Origin of the sequence: Paenibacillus sp. LC231, assembly GCF_001860525.1 — a bacterium.
Lineage (GTDB): Bacteria > Bacillota > Bacilli > Paenibacillales > Paenibacillaceae > Paenibacillus_AQ.
In genome coordinates this window covers 136,202-155,188 of sequence record NZ_JFOM01000053.1, presented here as the reverse complement: position 1 = coordinate 155,188, position 18,987 = coordinate 136,202, and the positions used below count along the sequence as shown (strand labels likewise).

The 18,987-nt window shown below is 51.1% G+C and carries 13 protein-coding genes; 11 read left to right on the top strand and 2 right to left on the bottom strand.

All coding sequences use genetic code 11. The features are described from left to right. Positions 1 to 19 precede the first annotated feature (19 nt). Both AK95_RS27995 and AK95_RS27990 read left to right on the top strand, forming a co-directional pair. Positions 20 to 1,786 (top strand): ABC transporter ATP-binding protein, encoded by a 1,767-nt coding sequence (locus AK95_RS27995; RefSeq protein ID WP_071223191.1) that lies wholly within the window; start codon positions 20 to 22, stop codon positions 1,784 to 1,786. 180 nt (positions 1,787 to 1,966) lie between these two features. Next, the gene (locus AK95_RS27990; protein ID WP_071223190.1) at positions 1,967 to 2,356 is read left to right on the top strand and encodes a tautomerase family protein; all 390 of its coding nucleotides are present in this window, start codon (positions 1,967 to 1,969) and stop codon (positions 2,354 to 2,356) included. Positions 2,357 to 2,440: 84 nt separating this feature from the next. On the opposite strand, the gene AK95_RS27985 is transcribed toward AK95_RS27990, so the two are convergent. Next, positions 2,441 to 3,976, bottom strand: coding sequence for a methyl-accepting chemotaxis protein (locus AK95_RS27985; RefSeq protein ID WP_162487660.1), 1,536 nt, complete (start codon positions 3,974 to 3,976; stop codon positions 2,441 to 2,443). 184 nt (positions 3,977 to 4,160) lie between these two features. On the opposite strand from AK95_RS27985, the gene AK95_RS27980 reads away from it, so the two are divergent. Continuing rightward, entirely contained in the window at positions 4,161 to 5,063 is a 903-nt protein-coding gene (locus tag AK95_RS27980) for a LysR family transcriptional regulator (protein ID WP_071223188.1), read from the top strand. A gap of 199 nt (positions 5,064 to 5,262) precedes the next feature. Here the strand turns inward: AK95_RS27980 and AK95_RS27975 are convergent, their stop codons facing one another. After that, positions 5,263 to 6,096 carry a helix-turn-helix transcriptional regulator gene (locus AK95_RS27975; protein ID WP_071223187.1) on the bottom strand — a complete coding sequence of 278 codons (834 nt, stop codon included), beginning with the start codon at positions 6,094 to 6,096 and terminating at the stop codon, positions 5,263 to 5,265. 198 nt (positions 6,097 to 6,294) lie between these two features. Here AK95_RS27975 and AK95_RS27970 point away from each other — a divergent pair, with 198 nt between their 5' ends. The 8 genes from AK95_RS27970 to AK95_RS27935 all read left to right on the top strand — a co-directional run bounded on the left by AK95_RS27970 (position 6,295) and on the right by AK95_RS27935 (position 18,987). Continuing rightward, positions 6,295 to 8,799, top strand: a complete 2,505-nt coding sequence (locus AK95_RS27970; protein WP_071223186.1) for a M60 family metallopeptidase — start codon at positions 6,295 to 6,297, stop codon at positions 8,797 to 8,799. Positions 8,800 to 8,970: 171 nt separating this feature from the next. Continuing rightward, on the top strand, positions 8,971 to 10,161 hold the full coding sequence (locus AK95_RS27965; RefSeq protein ID WP_071223185.1) for a glycine C-acetyltransferase: 1,191 nt from the start codon (positions 8,971 to 8,973) through the stop codon (positions 10,159 to 10,161). 16 nt (positions 10,162 to 10,177) lie between these two features. Next, a complete protein-coding gene (locus AK95_RS27960) occupies positions 10,178 to 11,146 on the top strand; it encodes an NAD-dependent epimerase/dehydratase family protein (protein WP_071223184.1) in 969 nt (322 codons plus the stop codon). Between the two features lie 33 nt (positions 11,147 to 11,179). Then, positions 11,180 to 11,749 carry a helix-turn-helix domain-containing protein gene (locus AK95_RS27955; RefSeq protein WP_071223183.1) on the top strand — a complete coding sequence of 190 codons (570 nt, stop codon included), beginning with the start codon at positions 11,180 to 11,182 and terminating at the stop codon, positions 11,747 to 11,749. A 166-nt stretch (positions 11,750 to 11,915) separates the two neighbouring features. After that, positions 11,916 to 15,218, top strand: coding sequence for a M60 family metallopeptidase (locus AK95_RS27950; protein WP_235613239.1), 3,303 nt, complete (start codon positions 11,916 to 11,918; stop codon positions 15,216 to 15,218). 229 nt (positions 15,219 to 15,447) lie between these two features. After that, positions 15,448 to 17,055, top strand: coding sequence for a type 2 periplasmic-binding domain-containing protein (locus tag AK95_RS27945; RefSeq protein ID WP_071223182.1), 1,608 nt, complete (start codon positions 15,448 to 15,450; stop codon positions 17,053 to 17,055). Positions 17,056 to 17,146: 91 nt separating this feature from the next. After that, positions 17,147 to 18,094, top strand: a complete 948-nt coding sequence (locus tag AK95_RS27940) for an ABC transporter permease (protein WP_071223181.1) — start codon at positions 17,147 to 17,149, stop codon at positions 18,092 to 18,094. A 14-nt stretch (positions 18,095 to 18,108) separates the two neighbouring features. Continuing rightward, complete coding sequence (locus AK95_RS27935) at positions 18,109 to 18,987, top strand: carbohydrate ABC transporter permease (RefSeq protein ID WP_071223180.1); 879 nt, start codon at positions 18,109 to 18,111, stop codon at positions 18,985 to 18,987.

The following is an 18,987-nucleotide window of genomic DNA, read 5'->3' as shown; positions in this document are numbered from 1 at the left end:
TTGAAGGGAGGGATTCAAAGTGGAGCAAACCGTTGTAGAAGAGAAAGGCAAGGTAACGAAGACAACGATCCGATATTTTATCAAGCTGCTGCGCTCTTCGGGTATTCCGAAGCTGGTGCTCTTTCTGGCCATTGTGCTCAGTTTGGTTGGTGCGGTTACGGGACTGGTCGTCCCGCTCATCACCGGCCAATTAATCGACAATTTTGCTGCAGATTCATTTAATATTCGCACGGTCGGCTTTCTGGCCGTTCTGTTCCTGCTGGAAGCCGTGGCGAGCGGACTTTCCTATTATATGCTTGCCTATGTCGGAAACCAGACGGTGAACAAAATTCGTAAACGGCTCTGGACCAAGGTGCTGGCACTGCCGGTTCCGTTCTTTGACAAGCACCGCTCGGCAGAAACGATGAGCCGGGTGACCAACGATACGAATGAAGTAAAAACCCTGATCACGGATCATTTGATTGCCTTTTGCTCGAATCTATTGACCGTTTTGGGGGCCGTTGCAATCTTGTTTTACTTGGATTGGCGGATGACCCTCATCATCCTGATTGCCGTTCCGGTAGGGTTCGGCATATTAATGCCCATCGGCGGAAAGATGTACAAAATCTCCATCAGCATGTATGGACAGCTGGCCCAGCTGTCCGCCATGCTGACCCAGGTGATCGGCGAGATCAGGCTGGTGAAAGCCTCCAATGCAGAGCGGAGGGAGGAGAAAAGCGGGTATGACGATATGGACAGCCTGTACCGATTCGGCATGAAGGAAGCCAAAATCAACTCGGTCCTGATTCCGTTGATGTCGATGGTCATGGTCGTCCTGCTGGTGGTCATCATCGGATACGGCGGCGTTCGCGTCTCTTCCGGCGCTCTTAGCGCAGGCGAGCTGGTATCGTTTATCCTGCTGCTGTTCCAGATCATGTTTCCTTTCAGCCAGTTTGCCACATTCTATTCCCAGCTTCAGAAGGTGATGGCGGCCACCGAGAGATTGCGGCTGATCCTCGAATATGAGCCGGAGAGCGACGATCGTGCGGTGCGTACTGCACCGAATGGGCATCGGGACGTTGAATTTAAAGAGGTGACGTTTGCTTATCATGAAGGCGAGACCATTCTGTCCGAGGTATCCTTTTCGATTCCTGCCAAGAAGGTCACCGCTCTGGTAGGTCCCAGCGGCAGCGGCAAAACCACGGTGTTCTCCTTGATTGAGCGGTTCTACGCGCCATCCGGCGGGGAGATTTACTTTGGCTCCGAAGCGATCCGTGATTATACTCTGGAGTCCTGGCGGCGAAAGCTAGGGTATGTGTCCCAGGACAGCCCGCTGATGACCGGAACGATCCGGGATAATATCGTCTATGGACGGGAGGAGCCGGTGTCTGACGAGGAAATTGCAGAAGCGGCGAGACTGGCCTATGCGGAGGGATTTATCGAGGCACTGCCGCGAGGATATGACACGGAAGTTGGGGAGCGAGGCATCCAGTTGTCCGGGGGTCAGCGACAACGTGTAGCGATTGCAAGGGCTTTGCTGCGGAAACCGGACATCCTGCTTCTGGATGAAGCGACGGCAAGCCTGGACAGCGACTCCGAGCACGAAGTGCAGAAGGCGCTGAACAATCTGATGGTGGAACGAACGACCGTGGTCATTGCCCACCGGTTATCTACCGTGGTCGAGGCGGATCAGATTATTGTCCTGGAGAAGGGGCACATTACGGGAAGCGGGACGCATGAAGAATTGATTCGAAGCCATCCATCCTACGTAGAGTGGGCGAAGAAGCAGTTCCAGATCGGGGAATAGGGGGCACATGGGGGATTGAACCGGGGAACAAAAGTGATCGGCACAATGTTTCGCATACCTTGTTCAACATGTGTTATTAGGGCAAGAGGTTTTGTTTCGACCAAGGTCGAATAGAAATAATAGGTAGCGTAAACCTTGGCATAGATGAGTAGGGTGGAGAGTAGAGGAGATGAGCAGAGCATGGCGCAGATCAAAATTTATGGCGTCCGGGAGCGGCTGAACCCGGTGAAGGAACAGCTGTCGGAAGTGATACATTCATGCGTGGTAGACGTTTTTCAACTTCCGGCGGATAAGAAATTCCATCGTTTTTTCCCCATGAGTCGCGAGGATTTCTTCTTCCCTGACGGGAGAACGGATCGCTACACGGTGATCGAGATCAGCATATTTGAAGGCCGGACCGTGGAGGCCAAGAAACAGCTGATTCGATTGTTATTCGAACGGATCGAGCACTCGCTGCATATCTATTCCCAGGATAAGGAAATTACGATATTCGAAACGCCGCAGCACAACTGGGGAATCCGGGGGCTTCCCGGGGATGAACTGGCTTTAGGGTATAAGGTGAATATTTAGAGCATCAAGGAAGCTCGAAGTGCAGGGACAGTCCATGCGACTGTCCCTGTTTTTTCATTTGGAGCATGCAGGCATTCCCCAATTTCACTCCTTCAATCGCTCTATAATAAGATTTAAATCGGCCACCAGCTTGGTCATGATGTCGGCTGCATCCGATACTTGCTTAATGGATTGAAAATGTCCCCCGAACGCTTCGACGATTTCATGAGTATGATCCGCCGTTTCACTTGTAAACCGGGTCATTTCTTGTATGGACTGATTCATTTGGTCGGAGCCTGTATTCAACTGCTGTGTGGATACGGAGATTTCTTGCATTTGGAGTGCTACCTGCTTGACGGCATGATAGATTACTTCGAATGAAGCCTTCGCCTGATCGACAACCTGCAGCCCGGTGTTCATATTGTGATCCACTTGGCCGATGCTGCCTAACAGATCAGCGGTTTCTCTATGTATAGTCCGGATAAGCTCCGTGATTTCCTCAACGGAGGAGGAGGATTGCTCGGCGAGCTTACGGATTTCACTCGCTACAACCGCGAACCCTCTACCCGCCTCGCCGGCTCTTGCCGACTCGATGGAAGCATTCAATGCCAGCAAATTGGTCTGGCTTGCAATACTTTGAACCACCTGCAATATATGTCCGATCCGGGCAATATGGTGGTTTAACGCATTTACCGCCTCTTGCGATCTAGTGACGGATTGACCGGTATTCCGGATCTCGGATACGATATTACCGATCATATGACTGCCGAACTCTGCCTGTCTGGCGGATTCTTCGGATGCAGCTGCCGCTTCTGTTGCCGAAGCTGCCACATGCCGGATTCCTACGGCAATATCGCCAATGGCGGCGGTATTCATGTTCATAACATGTAACTGATGATGTGCTCCGGCGGCTACTTGCTGAACAACTCCGCCGAGATGCTTACTGATCTCTGTGCTCTGCCCCGATTGACTGCTTAGCTGCAGTGCCGTGTCATTCAATTGGAGGGAGGTCTGCAACAATTTCGACGTGATCTCTTCAATGATCGCGGCACGCTGTTGATGCTGCTCCTCTTTGAGTAATGTTTCGATCTTCAATGTGCTGATAATTTGCCAGCTGGTTGCTGCCGATGTGAAGATCAAGAATAAAGCATGTATGATCAGCATGGTGAGTGAGTAACTGGTTGTTCCGAACACCAGTTCAGGAATGACCAGATAGCCAAGCAGATGGTGTACGGCAAAAATAGCTGTCATCAAAACGATGAGTCTTATATCTTTATAGTAGGATAATGCAGCAACAACCATAAAGATGGAAAAGTGAAATTCGACGTGCCCGCCTGCGCCGGCAATCATCGAAATGCTTCCCAGCGTTAGGATGAGCGTATGTAGATACGGAATGATCGGATGATCTGAACGTCGTGCATACACGGCTAGGGATATGGCTAACAAAACAACAGGAACAGCCAGCAGCGCGTACAGTGCGGGGCCGAACTGACTTTCCATCTCGGTAGAAGTGAGTATTCCATGTGTTGTCATGGCGTGATCAAATACATGAAATTTCCGAGCGAGCAGGTGTACAATGCCGGCAATAACGATGACGGCCAGTGAGACTGAATTCATAAGTTTGATTTTTTGTTTCAGCATAAAGAATTTATCGAGCTCCTTATCTTTCGACATCGTGGTTTGAAAATTCCGATACAGCCTACCTATTTGACATGAGTTAAATTTTTCCTTCAAATGGAGATGTGTATTTTTAAAATATAAAAAATTGTTCTATACCCGTTATTTATCGGCATCTCGATTCAAAATTATAGAGGAGGCGTCTGCTTTGACCTTACAACAATTAAAGTACGCCATCGAAGTAGCCAACCGTGGTTCGATGAATGAGGCGGCCAAACGGTTATTTATTTCCCAGCCCAGTCTGTCCAACGCGATTAAGGATCTGGAAGAGGAGCTACATATTACGATATTCGAGCGGACGAACAAAGGGATATCACTTTCGAAGGAGGGGGCGGAGTTTCTGGGATATGCACGGCAGGTGGTAGAGCAGGCCGAGCTGCTGGAGGGACGTTATCTGAATGCGAAGCCTTCTCCGCAGCATTTTTCGGTATCCACACAGCATTATGCTTTTGCGGTGAATGCATTTGTGAACCTCGTTCAAGAATACGGACAGGATGAATACGAATTGGCGCTGCGTGAGACGAAGACCTACGAAATCATCCAAGACGTCAAAACCCTGCGCAGCGAGATCGGCATCCTGTATCTCAATGAGTTCAATGCCAAGGTGATCAACAAGCTGCTGAAGGATGCAGGACTGCAGTTTACCAGCTTGTTTACGGCGAGGCCGCATATTTTTATCAGCATCAAAAATCCGCTGGCCAAGCAGTCCATTGTGACCATTGACGAGCTTCAGAATTATCCGTATTTGTCATTCGAGCAAGGGGAATACAATTCATTCCACTTCTCTGAGGAAATCCTCAGCACGTTATCCCATAAAAAAAGCATCCGGGTCAATGATCGCGCGACCCTGTTCAATCTGCTCATCGGCTTGAATGGCTATACCATTTCGACCGGGGTGCTGAGCGCTGACCTGAACGGGAATGAGATTATTCCGGTTCCGCTCGCATGCGATGAGACGATTAACGTCGGTTGGATCAGTCATAAGAATGCAACTCTGTCCAAGCTTGCGGCAGCTTATGTCGAGGCGCTGCATGAGGCGATATCCACTTGATTTTGATGGGAAAACGGTGAAGGGATTCCCGGAGGATCTCATTATTACGACTCAACTACGCCACTTGCAACTATCATTCAACATGGGCATCATCCGGCGGATGCGGACGATTTGGAATTTGTAATCAAATAATGGCTCTTCATATATCCCCTTGGGAGGTATCGGAAAAGGATTACGATAACCCTCTCAGGGGATTTTATTAGCGGTTGGACATGATCTGGTTGCGGAATTCTCCCGGAGACATGTTGGTGAATTGCCTGAACACCCGGCATAAGTAATGGACCTCCATTCCCACCTTTCTCCCGATTTCCTCCAGGGTCAAATCCGTGGTCATCAATAGACCCTTTGTTTTCTCGATCCTGACTTTAATAATATACTGCACAGGTGTCATCTTCATTTTGGATTTGAAGAAGCGGATGAAATAGTTGGGATTATAATGGATAAGTCCCGCCAATTGTTCCACGCTGACGTTATCGTTGATATGCTCCTCAATATACTGGAATACCGTGTTCAGCTTCTGCATATCGGGCAGCATGGACAGCGAGAGTTGACGATCGGGAACGATGTCAAGATAATGCCTGACAAGCTTCATCAATATTTCGTTCCTTTGCAGCGGGGCGGTCCAAGCGCTGCTCCCATAGGCATCGATCAATTCCTTGAATAACTGCTCCATATATGCCTCGTCCGGCACATCCAGCACGTGGGGAAGATGAATTAGCTGAAACAAGTTCAGCGTGTCCACCTTGGCGGTAAAATGGCACCAGAACTTCCTGTAGGTGTTGTCGCCCACGACAGAGATGGAATGAAGCGATCCAGCTGGCATGAGAACGATTTGCCCGGGGGAGGGATGATATTCTTGGTCGTCGATCTTAATCCAGCCCTCCCCTTCCCGTATAAAATATAGGGCGTTATAGGACGGTCTCATATTAAAAAAGCGCCAGTTCTGGGACACTTTATCAACCTTGGCAATGGATAAGCGAAGATTCGCGTTAGCCAGGTAATTTTGAATCAACTTCAGGTAGTTTATATCCATTGGCTGCCCCCTACCGGTTGTGTATTTTGGATACATTGATGTGTTTTTTATGCATTTCAAATCCGAGTGGTATTCATTAAGCTAAATGAGAAATCCCATTCAATGACATATCAAGGGGGAGGTAATGACATCAAAGCTTAGGACTGATCTGCCATTCCATCAGGATATCAAAGGAAATCGAGGAGGAATCGTTAAGGAATGAAGATGATGAAACGGATTAAGAATTTCGCAGTAATCGGGTCCGCGGTATTATTAATGACCGCATCCATTGCAGCTGCCGAACCTGCGGAGATCAGTAAACGGACGGTAAAAGATCCTGCAATGGCAAATGCTACCGGACCGACCGAACTTCAATCATCCGCATTGGCTGATGCTCCCTGGTCGGCCGGAACGCCGTTGGACGTGCTTAAGAACGATTTCAGCATATTTTATAAGGATTTGCAAGCGATTCCATATTTCGCTGGCGGCGGCGTTGCTGCAGTAGGGGATGCTGCATTCAATATCAACGTGCCCGATGATTATATTCCATCCATCTCGGCAGCCCGTTATGGCAAAGGGCGTATCGTTGTCGCCGGGAGCAAGGCGTATTTCAATCTGTCCGAGTCGGCGGGTGATGCTGCGGGTAAGCTGGCCCGGAATATTTTATGGTGGTTGACGGACGATGCCTCTACAAATCAAGGCCAAGGCAATGACCGTACCAATCGCTATGAAGATGCATTAGAGCAGCCGGGAAAGAAGATTAGACTGATAACGACCTCCGACGAGCTCATGGTTAATCCGGATTTGCCTATTGAGCTTGTGAAAATCGACAGCTGGGATTCCGTAAACCTGAATCCGCAAAAATATGCGGTAGCCCATGTAGACCAGACGATGAAGGATAAGGATCTCGAAGCGCTGGGTCAATATTTACGGTTAGGGGGCGGCATCATCGTGGCGGATAACCTGAGCGGTGTTGAGGGAATAACGCGCGATACTCCCGAGGAAACCGTGCTTCAGGTCGGCAATTTGAGGGGAGCTAGGCTCAGCCGCGATTTTGTGATTCAAAAGCTGCTTAACCGTGCTGGGCTGACGCTGATGAACAGAGGCTCGGAGTCCACTGTGGGCGAATCGGCATTGACCTATGACCAAGCCGACGCTCATCATATCAAGACACGGCTCGAGCAAGGCAAGGAAGTAGAAGAGGGGACGCTCACTTATGATCAAATCGAGATCGGTCCGCCGGGTACACCCGCGAACAAAAAGCAGGAGCGGCTCTACCATATACTAAACGAGACAATCGAAACGTTAACCAGCGAATCCCCGCTGTATGCTTGGGCAGAATCGGAGGCCGAAAGTCTTCCGCCTGCCGTGTTCCCGATTCAAAAATTCCAGCAGCCCTATACGAATGCGCTGCATAACTTCCGCTTTAGTCATTTTACCTTGGATCCCGCCAACGAGAAATCTCCTTATGCCGACGCATTTCCGGGAATGGTCGGAGAGGAAGCGACCATCGTCAACGACCGGGAAATCGAGGTCGACTTTGATTTTCCAAATACGATGTACACGCATGCGCTTCCATCAAAAAACTGGATCAGCACCGGATTGTATGCGCCCCCCGGTAAAGTCATTACGCTTGAAGTGCCGGAAGGCGTTGAGCATTTAACGGTTCAAATTGGTTCGCATGACGACGATTTGAGGGGATCCGGCAAGTGGGCACGTGTTCCGCTTATCGTAAACCACCTGAAGCTGACACCGGGCATCCATCAAGTGAACAGCCCGTATGGCGGTTTCATCTATCTCATTCCGCTAAAGGCGAAGGAGAATTTCCGGGCAACCGTCAAAATCAGCGGTGCGGCGGAAGCCCCGTATTATGTACTCGGCAAGACTACGCTCGAGGAGTGGGAGCGGATTCGCACGGGAGCGGTCGCCGTTCCTTTTGCCGAGTTTCAGGGAGAACGTGTTATCCTGACGGTTCCCTCGGATTTGATCCGGCAAGTGACCCACCCGGAGGAATTGATGCGGACCTGGGATGAAATCTACGACAGTTATGATGAACTGGTCGGACTTGATCCGGACAGGGCGATGCCTCATACTGCCCATCAATTGAACCGCCGTTACGTCGCTGACGGACAGATCTCTTCCGGGGCGATGCATGCGGGATATCCCATCATGATGCCGTTCAGTTATGCGGCCAACCTGCTGGATGTCGATTATATAACAACAAGTGCTTGGGGCTTCTGGCATGAACTTGGGCACGAATACCAGCAGAGGACATGGACGTGGGGCGATGTCGGGGAAGTTACCGTAAACCTGTTCTCTCTATATACCCAAGAGAAGTACGGCAATACCTCCGAACTGCTGAAAGTCGGGAATGACGGCAAAGATTACTACGATCGGGGGATCGCATTCGTAGAGAACAATGACCCGGCTAAAAAATACGGCCAAATCGGCAATTATGAAAGACTGGTGATGTTCAAGCAGCTTCAGCTTGCTTACGGCTGGGAATTCTATACCCGGATATTCGAGAGTTACCGCGAATTATCTCGCGACGAAATTCAAGGCACGGTGGATACTTTTGCCGTCATAGCTTCTCTAACGGCGGGGGAGGACCTGACTGAATTTTTCGACAAATGGGCAATAGGTCTGACGGAAGACGGAAAAGGAAGGATTGCCTCATTGAATTTGCCTGAACCGCAAACCGAAATATGGACGTTAAGAGAGTAAACATGAAAAAGCCAGGTTTCCTCCGGTTGAGGAAGGCTGGCTTCTTTATGTTTGTTATGCAATATAACATATTTTTGTACATGATATTGCATACAAGTGACTTTTTGCATACAATGAAATGGTAAATGATATGTACGTTAAGATACTTCGGATCCACGGGAGGAATTTCATATGTCCAGTCAATCGTTAAGCGCTTTCTTACAGGATAATCTAACAGAACTCAAGCAGCAAGGACTCTATAATACGATCCAGCCTCTTGAAAGTCCGAATGGTCCGCTTATTACCATTCAGGGTCGTGAATTCGTGAATTTATCTTCCAACAACTATCTCGGACTGGCGAATGATGAGCGATTAAAAGAAGCGGCCATCCGGGCTACGACCGATTTCGGAACCGGAAGCGGCGCCGTTCGCTCCATTAACGGAACGCTCATGCTTCATGTTGAGCTTGAGGAAAAGCTTGCGCAGTTCAAGGGAACCGAAGCGGTGCTGACGTATCAGTCCGGTTTCAATTGCAATATGGCGGCGATCTCGGCGGTGATGGGTGCCGGGGATGCGATTTTGTCGGATGAGCTGAACCATGCGTCCATTATTGACGGCTGCCGATTGACCAAGGCGAAGGTTATCCGTTTTAACCATTCGGACATGGACGATTTGCGTTTGAAAGCGCAAGAAGCGAGAGAATCCGGTTTATATAACAAAATTATGGTCATTACCGACGGCGTGTTCTCGATGGACGGCGATATTGCGAAGCTTCCCGAAATCGTGGAGATCGCCGAGACCTATGATCTGATCACTTATGTGGACGATGCGCATGGCTCAGGCGTTCTTGGCGGCGGAGCAGGCACCGTGAAGCATTTTGGATTGTCGGAGCGAGTGGATATCCAGATCGGCACGCTGTCCAAAGCAGTTGGCGTTGTCGGCGGGTATGTTGCCGGATCACGGGATCTGGTCGATTGGCTTAAGGTCCGCAGCCGTCCGTTCCTGTTCTCCACGGCGCTCCCTCCAGGTACCGTAGCCGCTTGCATTACCGCTATCGACATCCTGCAGAACAGCAAAGATCTGCAAATGAAGCTGTGGGAGAACACCCGTTATCTGCAGGAAGGCCTTAAGCGTCTTGGCTATTCCGTCGGCCGAACGGAAACGCCGATTACGCCTTGCATTATTGGAGATGAAGCAACCACCCAGAAATTCAGCACCAGATTGTATGAAGAAGGCGTGTATGCCAAATCGATCGTATTCCCTACAGTGCCAAAAGGCACGGGTAGAGTTCGGAACATGCCTACCGCCATGCATACGAAGGAGATGCTGGATCGCGCACTTTCCGCATATGAAACCATCGGACGCGAACTGGGTCTGATCTAATAAGGGGGCACAAGTGATGAAACGAATTATGGTAACCGGTGCGCTCGGGCAGATTGGCTCAGACCTGGTGGCGAAATTGCGGCAAGTTTATGGCGAAGAAGCTGTTCTTGCAACGGACATTCGCCAAATCCATCATGAGACGGTGCAATCAGGACCGTTCCGAATACTGGATGTAACCGACCACCAAGCTTTCCATGAAGCAGCTAAAGAACACCGCGCGGATACGATTATCCATCTTGCAGCCCTGTTGTCCGCCAAGGCAGAATCCAATCCGGCACTGGCCTGGAACCTGAACATGGGCGGTTTGTTAAGTGCGCTGGAGACGGCGCGGGCCTTGTCCTGCCAGTTCTTTACGCCGAGCTCCATCGCGGCATTCGGGGCGGACACCCCCAAAAACGCAACGCCGCAAGATACGCTGCAGCGTCCGCTAACCATGTATGGAGTCAGCAAGGTCTCCGGGGAGCTGTTGTGCGACTACTATTACCATAAATACGGAGTGGATACCCGCGGATTGCGCTTTCCGGGACTGATCTCCCATTCCGCGCCTCCGGGCGGGGGAACGACGGATTATGCGGTTGAGATGTATGTGGCCGCTATCCGCAGCGGCATCTATACTTCCTACATTGATAAAGGGACCTACCTTGACATGATGTACATGCCGGATGCGATCTCCGCTATCATTGCATTGATGGAAGCAGATCCGGCTAAGCTGAAGCACCGTAATGCCTTTAATGTTACGGCGATGAGCGTCGACCCTGAGGGGATTGCGGCCAGCATCCGCCGCCATATACCGGATTTCAGCCTCGACTATAACGTGGATCCTGTCCGTCAAGCGATTGCGAACGAATGGCCGGATTCTATCGATGCAACTGCGGCACGCGAAGAATGGGGATTTGATGTACAATATGATTTGAACCATATGACCGATGATATGGTGTCAAAGCTTATGGAGAAGCCGCAAGCGGATCAGAGCAAGATCAGTTAACGGCTTAGTTTCAGAAGGAGGATATGGTTACACTTGGAACCCATTCATAAAAAAGTAGGGAGAAATCTGCAAGCTATCCGCAAATCACGGGGTCTCAGCCTCGATAACGTAGCCGAGTTGACCGGTGTAAGCAAAGCCATGCTGGGACAGATCGAGCGGGGGGATTCCAACCCGACGATTTCGGTATTGTGGCGCATCGTCAGCGGCCTCGGCATTTCATTCACCACGCTCATCGAAGAGGCGGAAACCGAAGTGACCGTGGTATCCCTGGAGGACGTGGAGCCTTTTCACGAGGCCGAAGGCGCTTACCGGGTATACCCTTTGTTCTCCTACAACCTGCGCACCAAATTCGAGTCCTATATGGTCATCATGGATCCCGGCTGTGACCATGGTTCAGAAGCGCATAATGATGGCGTGGAGGAATATATTTTTGTGCATCAGGGAGAGCTGGAGCTGTGGCGCGAAGACGAAAGCTACACCGTCCCTGCCGGAAGCTCTGTGCATTTCTCGGCTAATCGGCCTCATCGGTACGTTAACCCTGGGAATGAAACCACGAAATTTTACACGATTATTTTCTATGCGGATGCCGCAGCCAGAGGATGATCTTGATAAACAGCTGCACTTATTGATTACCGACAACCAAATATTAAAAAAAGTTAGTGCCGCCCGGAAAAAATACAGTCCGATCTTAAATATCGACTGTATGGTGTTCCGGGCGGCTGTTTTATATTTAGGACGCAGGGAAAAAGGAAATTGGAGGGAGGGGGAGGTGAAACGGAAGCAGTTCGTTTCTCGTTGCTATTACGAAATCATCGGCAAAGGAGTTGAACGGTTGATGGGTTTCCACACCAAAAAGTGGTTGAAGCTGTTATTGGCGGTTGCTTGCACGCTTGCAGCCGTTCCGCCGTCAGGGAAGACACTGAAGGCGGCGGATGGAATGACGGAGCAGGCTGACGTTCATGTATTAGGCACGAATACCGCAGCGAGCCTGGCAACCCAGCATGATCTTGATGTAATTTATAAGGATTTGTCCGGTTATCCGACGGTATCGGCCACCTATAACGGCGGTGTCGCGGCCATCGGAGATCAAGCCTTCGTTCTGGCGGTCAACCCGGACACGACGCCGATACTTGCAGCGGCTCGCTACGGAAAAGGCAAAGTCGTTGTGGCAGGCGATGACTCCTATTTCAAATTCACCTCCGATATTACCGATGAGCGGAAGACGGTGGCACGCAACATCCTCCTGTGGTTAACAGAGGATTCCGAGACGTTGACCTATCAGGAGGCGTTGGAAGGCAAGGGGCGATTGCCCATGTTGTCGGCAACGTGGAAGAATTATATCATCGAAACCGATGTGCCGATCGATCTGGTTCGGTTGGACCAATTCACGGAGGAGCATCTGGATCCGTCCCGTTACCCCGTAGCTTATATTGACGGGACGCTGGAGGATAGCGAGGTCGATGCCGTCGAGCATTACGTCGCGCAAGGAGGTCATGTCGTTGTCCCCTTAAAAGGATGGGTGATGGAGCAATATCCGCACGTCTTCCTCGGGAATGAATATCAGGGCCGTTCGGGCAGGCTCAGTGAAGATTTTCCGGTGCAGCGCCTATTGAACCGGATGGGTCTTGGTCTGATGAACAATACGGCGTCGACTCGAACGGAAACCTTGCCCATATTGACACCGGAGCAATCGGCCAATTACCATTCGCTAAAGCTGCTGGAGCAGGCCGAGGCGATTGAGGCTGGAACGCTATCACCGGATCAGGTGAACGTCGGACGGCCTGGCGCCGGCGCTGACAAGAAGCTGCAAGTCATCGCTTCGGTGACCGGTGGAACCGTCAGCAGCATCTCCCCGCAAAGTCCGCTATATGCTGTGATCGAGCAGGATGCCAGCGACTTAGAGTCCCAACTTACGTTTCCGCTCGACCGTTCCAAAGCGCCCTATACCAGCGCATTGTTAGCTTTTCAATTGGGACGGATCGGCAATGACCTGACGGCCCCCAAATCCCCTTATGCCGATCAATTTCCCGGAACCGTTCCGGGGGACGCGCCGCGAGTGTCGGGACAATCCGTTCACGTGAATTTTGATTATTCAACCTTTGACTATTTACGCCAAGGGACGGTTCCGAAGAATTGGATCAGCACGGGGTTATACGCACCGGCCGGAGAATGGGTAACGATTCATGTTCCTGAAGGCACCCAGAATTTAGATGTGCAGGTAGGGGCTCACACGGATAATTTGACAAGTAAAACGGAATGGGAACGACCTCCTGTCATCACACAGCGGAAGCCGCTCCTTCCGGGCGAGAACCGGATCCGCAGCCCTTATGGCGGCCTGATTTACCTGATTCCGACCAAGCCGCAGCCGGGCGTTGCGAAGGATATTGAAATCAGCGGCGGAGTTCGCGCTCCGTATTATATCCTTGGTGAGACCTCTTCGACTGAATGGGAAGATACGATTCGGCATCATCCCGCTCCATGGGCAGAGCTTCAAGGGCGCAGAGTGATCCTGACGCTTCCGTCCGAGTATATCAGGCAGCTTGGAGATCCACAGCAATTAGTGGAGAAGTGGGACGCGATCGTGGACTACACCGAGGAAGTCGCGGGGCTTTCCCCGAATCAACCACTGCGGCATAAGAGTATCGACCTTCCATTCCGTTACGTTGCGGATCGTCAGATCAGTGCGGGTTATATGCATGCCGGCTATCCGATCATGTTCCACATCGATCCTTCAGCGGGTCACGCCGTGGACATATCCCGAGTAACCCAGGGAGGCTGGGGCTTCTGGCACGAGACCGGCCACGAATATCAGCAAGGAGCCTGGAACTGGAACGTGACAGGTGAAATCACGGTTAATATTTACTCCCTATACATCCAAGAGAAATTCGGCAACAGCAGCAACTTATTGATTCGCAACGCCGATGGGAAAGATTTCTATGATTTAGCATTTGATTATATCGAAAGCGATATACCGAACAAGTCGTTCGGCAGCTCGGGCCAGCTGGATCTTTTCGGCTATCTCGTAATGTTCCGCCAGCTTTCCCTGGCTTACGGATGGGACTTTTATGCTGAGCTTCATCAGGCCTACCGGGAGCTGCCGGCGACGGAGCTGCCCGCGACGAATCAAGAGGAGATCGATACGTTTGTGGTCATGGCATCCACAATCGCAGGCGAGAACCTGACGGAGTTTTTTGACAAATGGGCACTGCCGTATTCCAAAGAAGAGGTTCGTTCCCGCGTGGACGCCCTGAATCTGCCGATGCCTACGCAGGAGCTGTGGCGGCTGCGGGAGACGCATACGCTGAGTGCTCCACCCGAGATCAAGGCCGACACGGGAACCGAATGGAACCGTGAATCGGTGAAGGTCACCGTTACCATGACAGCGGAAGCTGAAGCGGCGGGCATGCGAAGCCAGTATAAGATCGGATCCGAAGGCAAATGGACGGATTACACGGCACCTATCCTCGTGGAAGCGGAAGGCGAGACCATCGTATATGCCCGCGCGGCCGCTATGTCGGGTGTGAGAAGCGACGAAGCTTCCAAGACGGTGAAGATCGACCGGACGGGGCCGGCCATTACGGCGACCGTTGCCCAATCGGTATACCAAACCGAGCGTTTCACCATTTCACCTCAAATCACGGACACATTAAGCGGCGTATCCGGCTTCAGCTTGGAATTGGATGGCAAGGAAGCTTCCGAAACGCTGGTTAGAGAGCCGTTAACGCTGTCAGCCGGACCGCACACCCTGCGCATAACGGCAGAAGATGCAGCCGGGAACGTCACCGTTCGCGAGTATCCCTTCGAAGTCGTTGTGAATCGGGATCATCTGGACGATATCGTTACCGCGGGGGAAGAGAAGGGCTGGATCGATAACCAGGGCATCACCCGAAGCTTATTAGCCAAAATCGCGGATCTCCAGCAGCAGCCGGCAGGAAGCGAAGCCGCCGAAGATGCGCTGACTTCGCTGGAGCACGCCATTAAGGCGCAGCAGGGCAAGCATATCGATTCCGGCTTCGCAGAGCTTCTTCTTGGAGACATTGACTACATCCGAAGCCGCAGCTCGGCTTCCTAGCAGCTTACATGGATGAAAGGGCGGCCGTTGCGGCCGCCCTTCCTTTCTGTAATGACCATCCATCATGAAATAAGTCAGTCCGAGATTAAATATAGACAATGTACTGCCTTAAAAATATATTGCACAATTAGAAAACACGGCAGTGTTCAATCGCCAAAATGTTCAGTAAGGTGGTGCTTAACAACCAGAAGTTCACACAACAAGCAAATGAAAAGGGAGGCAAATGATAATGAAGGTCAACAGGCTTAAAGTATTCTGGATTGTTTTGCTTGCCGCCACCATGGCCATATCAGCGGCAGGCTGCGGCGGCCCTGCCAAGGAACAACCGGAGGCATCGAAGGACCCGGAATCTCCTCCGGTTCTATCGGAACTGACGTATTGGGTGCAAATCGTTAGCCAGGTGTCCGCTACGATGAAGAGTTACAACGAAATCGAGGCTTATAAGGAACTGGAGGGGATCACCGGGGTGAAAGTGGATTTTCAGCATCCTCCGCAGGGCCAGCAGGCGACGGAGCAGTTCAACCTCATGATGACCTCGGATAAACTCCCGGATGTGATCGAATATTCATGGGCCGGTTATCCGGGGGGACCGGAGAAGGCGATCAAGGACGGTAAAATCATCAAACTCAATGATTTGATCGACCAATATGCCCCGAACTTTAAAAAGGTGCTCGAGGAGCATCCGGAGTGGAAGAAGGAAATTACGACCGATGACGGCAGCATCTATGTGTTCCCGTTTCTCCGCACCGACGACAAGCTTAAGGTATTTCTCGGGCCGACGATCCGGCAGGATTGGCTGGATAAGCTGGGACTTTCGATGCCAACAACGATTGATGAATGGTACAACGTGTTGAAGGCTTTTAAGGAGCAAGATCTGAACGGCAATGGCAAGGCGGATGAGATTCCCCTGTATCTGACGAAAGGAGATGTCGATACAACGACCGCTTTTCTCGGGGCATGGGGTATTAATGCCGGGTTTTACCAAGAGGAGGGTCAGGTTAAATACGGCCCGACGGACCCGAGGTTTAAGGAGTTCTTGACGCTCATGAACCAGTGGTACAAGGAAGGCTTGCTGGATCAAGACTTTGCGACGACCGATGAGAAAATGCTGGAGGCGAAAATTACGGGCGGGCAGATCGGATCAGCGATTCTATACACCGGCAGCGGGATTGGCAAGTATGGAACGCTCATGAAGGATAAAGATCCGAACTTCAGACTGGTGGCAGCCCCCTACCCTGTGATGAACAAGGGCGACAAGCAGATCTGGGGATATAAGGACCATGCCTTTAACGGAATCGGGGCAGCGGTTACCACCAGCAACAAAAACCCGATTGAAACGGTGAAGTGGCTGGATTACGGCTATTCCGAGGAAGGCACCCTGTTGTTTAACTTCGGAAAAGAGGGCGTCAGCTATGCGATGGAGGACGGCAAGCCGATATTTAAGCCCGAAGTATTGAAGGACCCTTCCGGACTGCCGGTGATCCAGTCCATGTCCAAGCACAACCGCGCAACCTTCAGCGGGCCGTTCATGCTTGATATTCGGTTCGATCAACAATATACGACCGAGCCGGATCAGCTGGAGTCCAAGATCATCTGGGCAGAGCCGACCATGGAGAAGAAAATGCCGCGCACGACGCCGACCCAATCCGAGAGCAGCCGCTACGCTTCCATCATGACGGACATCAACACATACAAGGACGAGATGTACTTGAAGTTCGTTATGGGCGCCGAGCCGTTGGATCAGTTTGACAAGTATGTGAAAACCATTGAATCCATGGGTCTTGCCGAAGCTCTGGAAATACAGCAGAAAGCCTTGGAGCGCTATGGTAAGCGGTAAACGGTAAACGGTAAACGTCCTGAAGCGGCGGAAACATGCAGACTCCGCCGCTCTTGGCGCCATATAAATTGATTTGGAGGGAGGGATTTGATTGTCAGCAACCCAGGAGTATCCCTTCGAGCATCGCAAAGGGAAATGGACAACGATTGCGAACGATTTGAAACGGAACAAATACGTCTACATACTGGCGCTTCCCGTCATTCTATACTATGCCGTCTTCCACTATGGACCGATGTACGGCCTGTTGATGGCTTTCAAAGATTTCAGCATTGCCGATGGTATTTGGGGAAGCGAGTGGATCGGATTTGAGCATTTCCGCAATTTTTTTAACAGCTATTATTTCGAACGCCTTCTGCGCAATACCGTTCTGATCAATATTTATGAGCTCATCTTCGCGTTTCCGGCACCGATTATCCTTGCCCTGCTGCTGAACGAAATCCGCAGCCGGCTGTTTAAGCGTACGGTTCAGACGATATCGTATTTGCCGCATTTCGTATCCATCGTCGTGGTAACCGGGATCATGTTCGATTTTCTCGCAAGAGATGGCTTGGTGAATCAGATTCTGGGCTTTTTCGGCATCGAATCGATTCCGTTCATGAGCGAGGCCAACTGGTTCCGTACGATATATGTCGGCTCCGGCATTTGGCAAGGCGTAGGCTGGGGTTCGATCATTTATCTTGCTGCCATCGCCACCATTGATCCGACCCTGTACGAGGCGGCCAAGATGGACGGTGCAGGCCGCTGGAAACAGATGCTGCACATTACGCTGCCGGGCATGCTGCCGACAATCATCATCATTTTCATTCTCAATATGGGCTCCATGCTTAGCGTTGGCAGCGAAAAAGTATTGCTGATGTACAGCCCGCTTACTTATGAAACGGCAGACGTGATCTCGACCTTTGTCTACAGGAGAGGGGTTCTGGAGACGGATTACGGCTTCACGACCGCCGTTGGATTATTCAATGCGGTAGTCAGCTTTATCCTGCTTGTACTCGCGAACTCAATCAGCAAGCGGGTCAGCGAACATAAACTGTGGTAGAGAGGAGGTCGTCCATGGCTAACAAACGATCCGCTGGAGAGATAACCTTCGTCTGTCTGAATGCGTTGATCCTGACGGGCCTCTGCTTCGTCACCTTATATCCGTTCGTGTATGTTGCCTTCGCTTCGTTCAGCGATCCCGCTTCATTGGCCCAGCACCGGGGGCTGCTGTTCGCGCCGCTTGATATTAACTTCGAAGCCTATAAGGCAGTGTTTAACAATCCGATGATTACGACGGGATATCGGAACACGCTGATCTACGTTGTGGCAGGAACGGCCATCAATCTGGTGGCCACGGCGATCGGCGCATATGTGCTGTCCCGCAGAAATTTGTACTTCAAAAATGTCCTGATGATGCTGATCGTCATCACCATGTTTTTCGGCGGCGGGCTGATTCCGACTTATCTGCTGATCAATAACCTGGGGATGCTGAACACGATCTGGGCGATGCTGATCCCCGGGATGATCGGGACGTTCAATATGATCATTATGCGGACTGCCTTTCAGTCCGTTCCGATAAGTCTTGAGGAATCGGCGAAAATCGACGGGGCGAACGACCTGATCATTCTGTTCCGTATCATTATTCCGCTGTCCATGCCTGTTATCGCCGTCATGATTCTGTGGTATGCCGTGGGACACTGGAATTCATATTTCGGGGCGCTCATCTATCTGAGGGATCGGGAGCTATTCCCGCTCCAGCTCGTGCTCCGGGAAATTCTCATAACCAATACGACCGACAGCATGATGACGGAGGCCTCGGGAGACCGGATGGCGATCGCGGACACCATTAAATATGCAACGATTATCGTTTCCACATTGCCGATACTGCTTCTGTATCCGTTTTTGCAAAAATATTTCGTCAAAGGCGTTTTGATCGGCGCCATTAAGGAATAG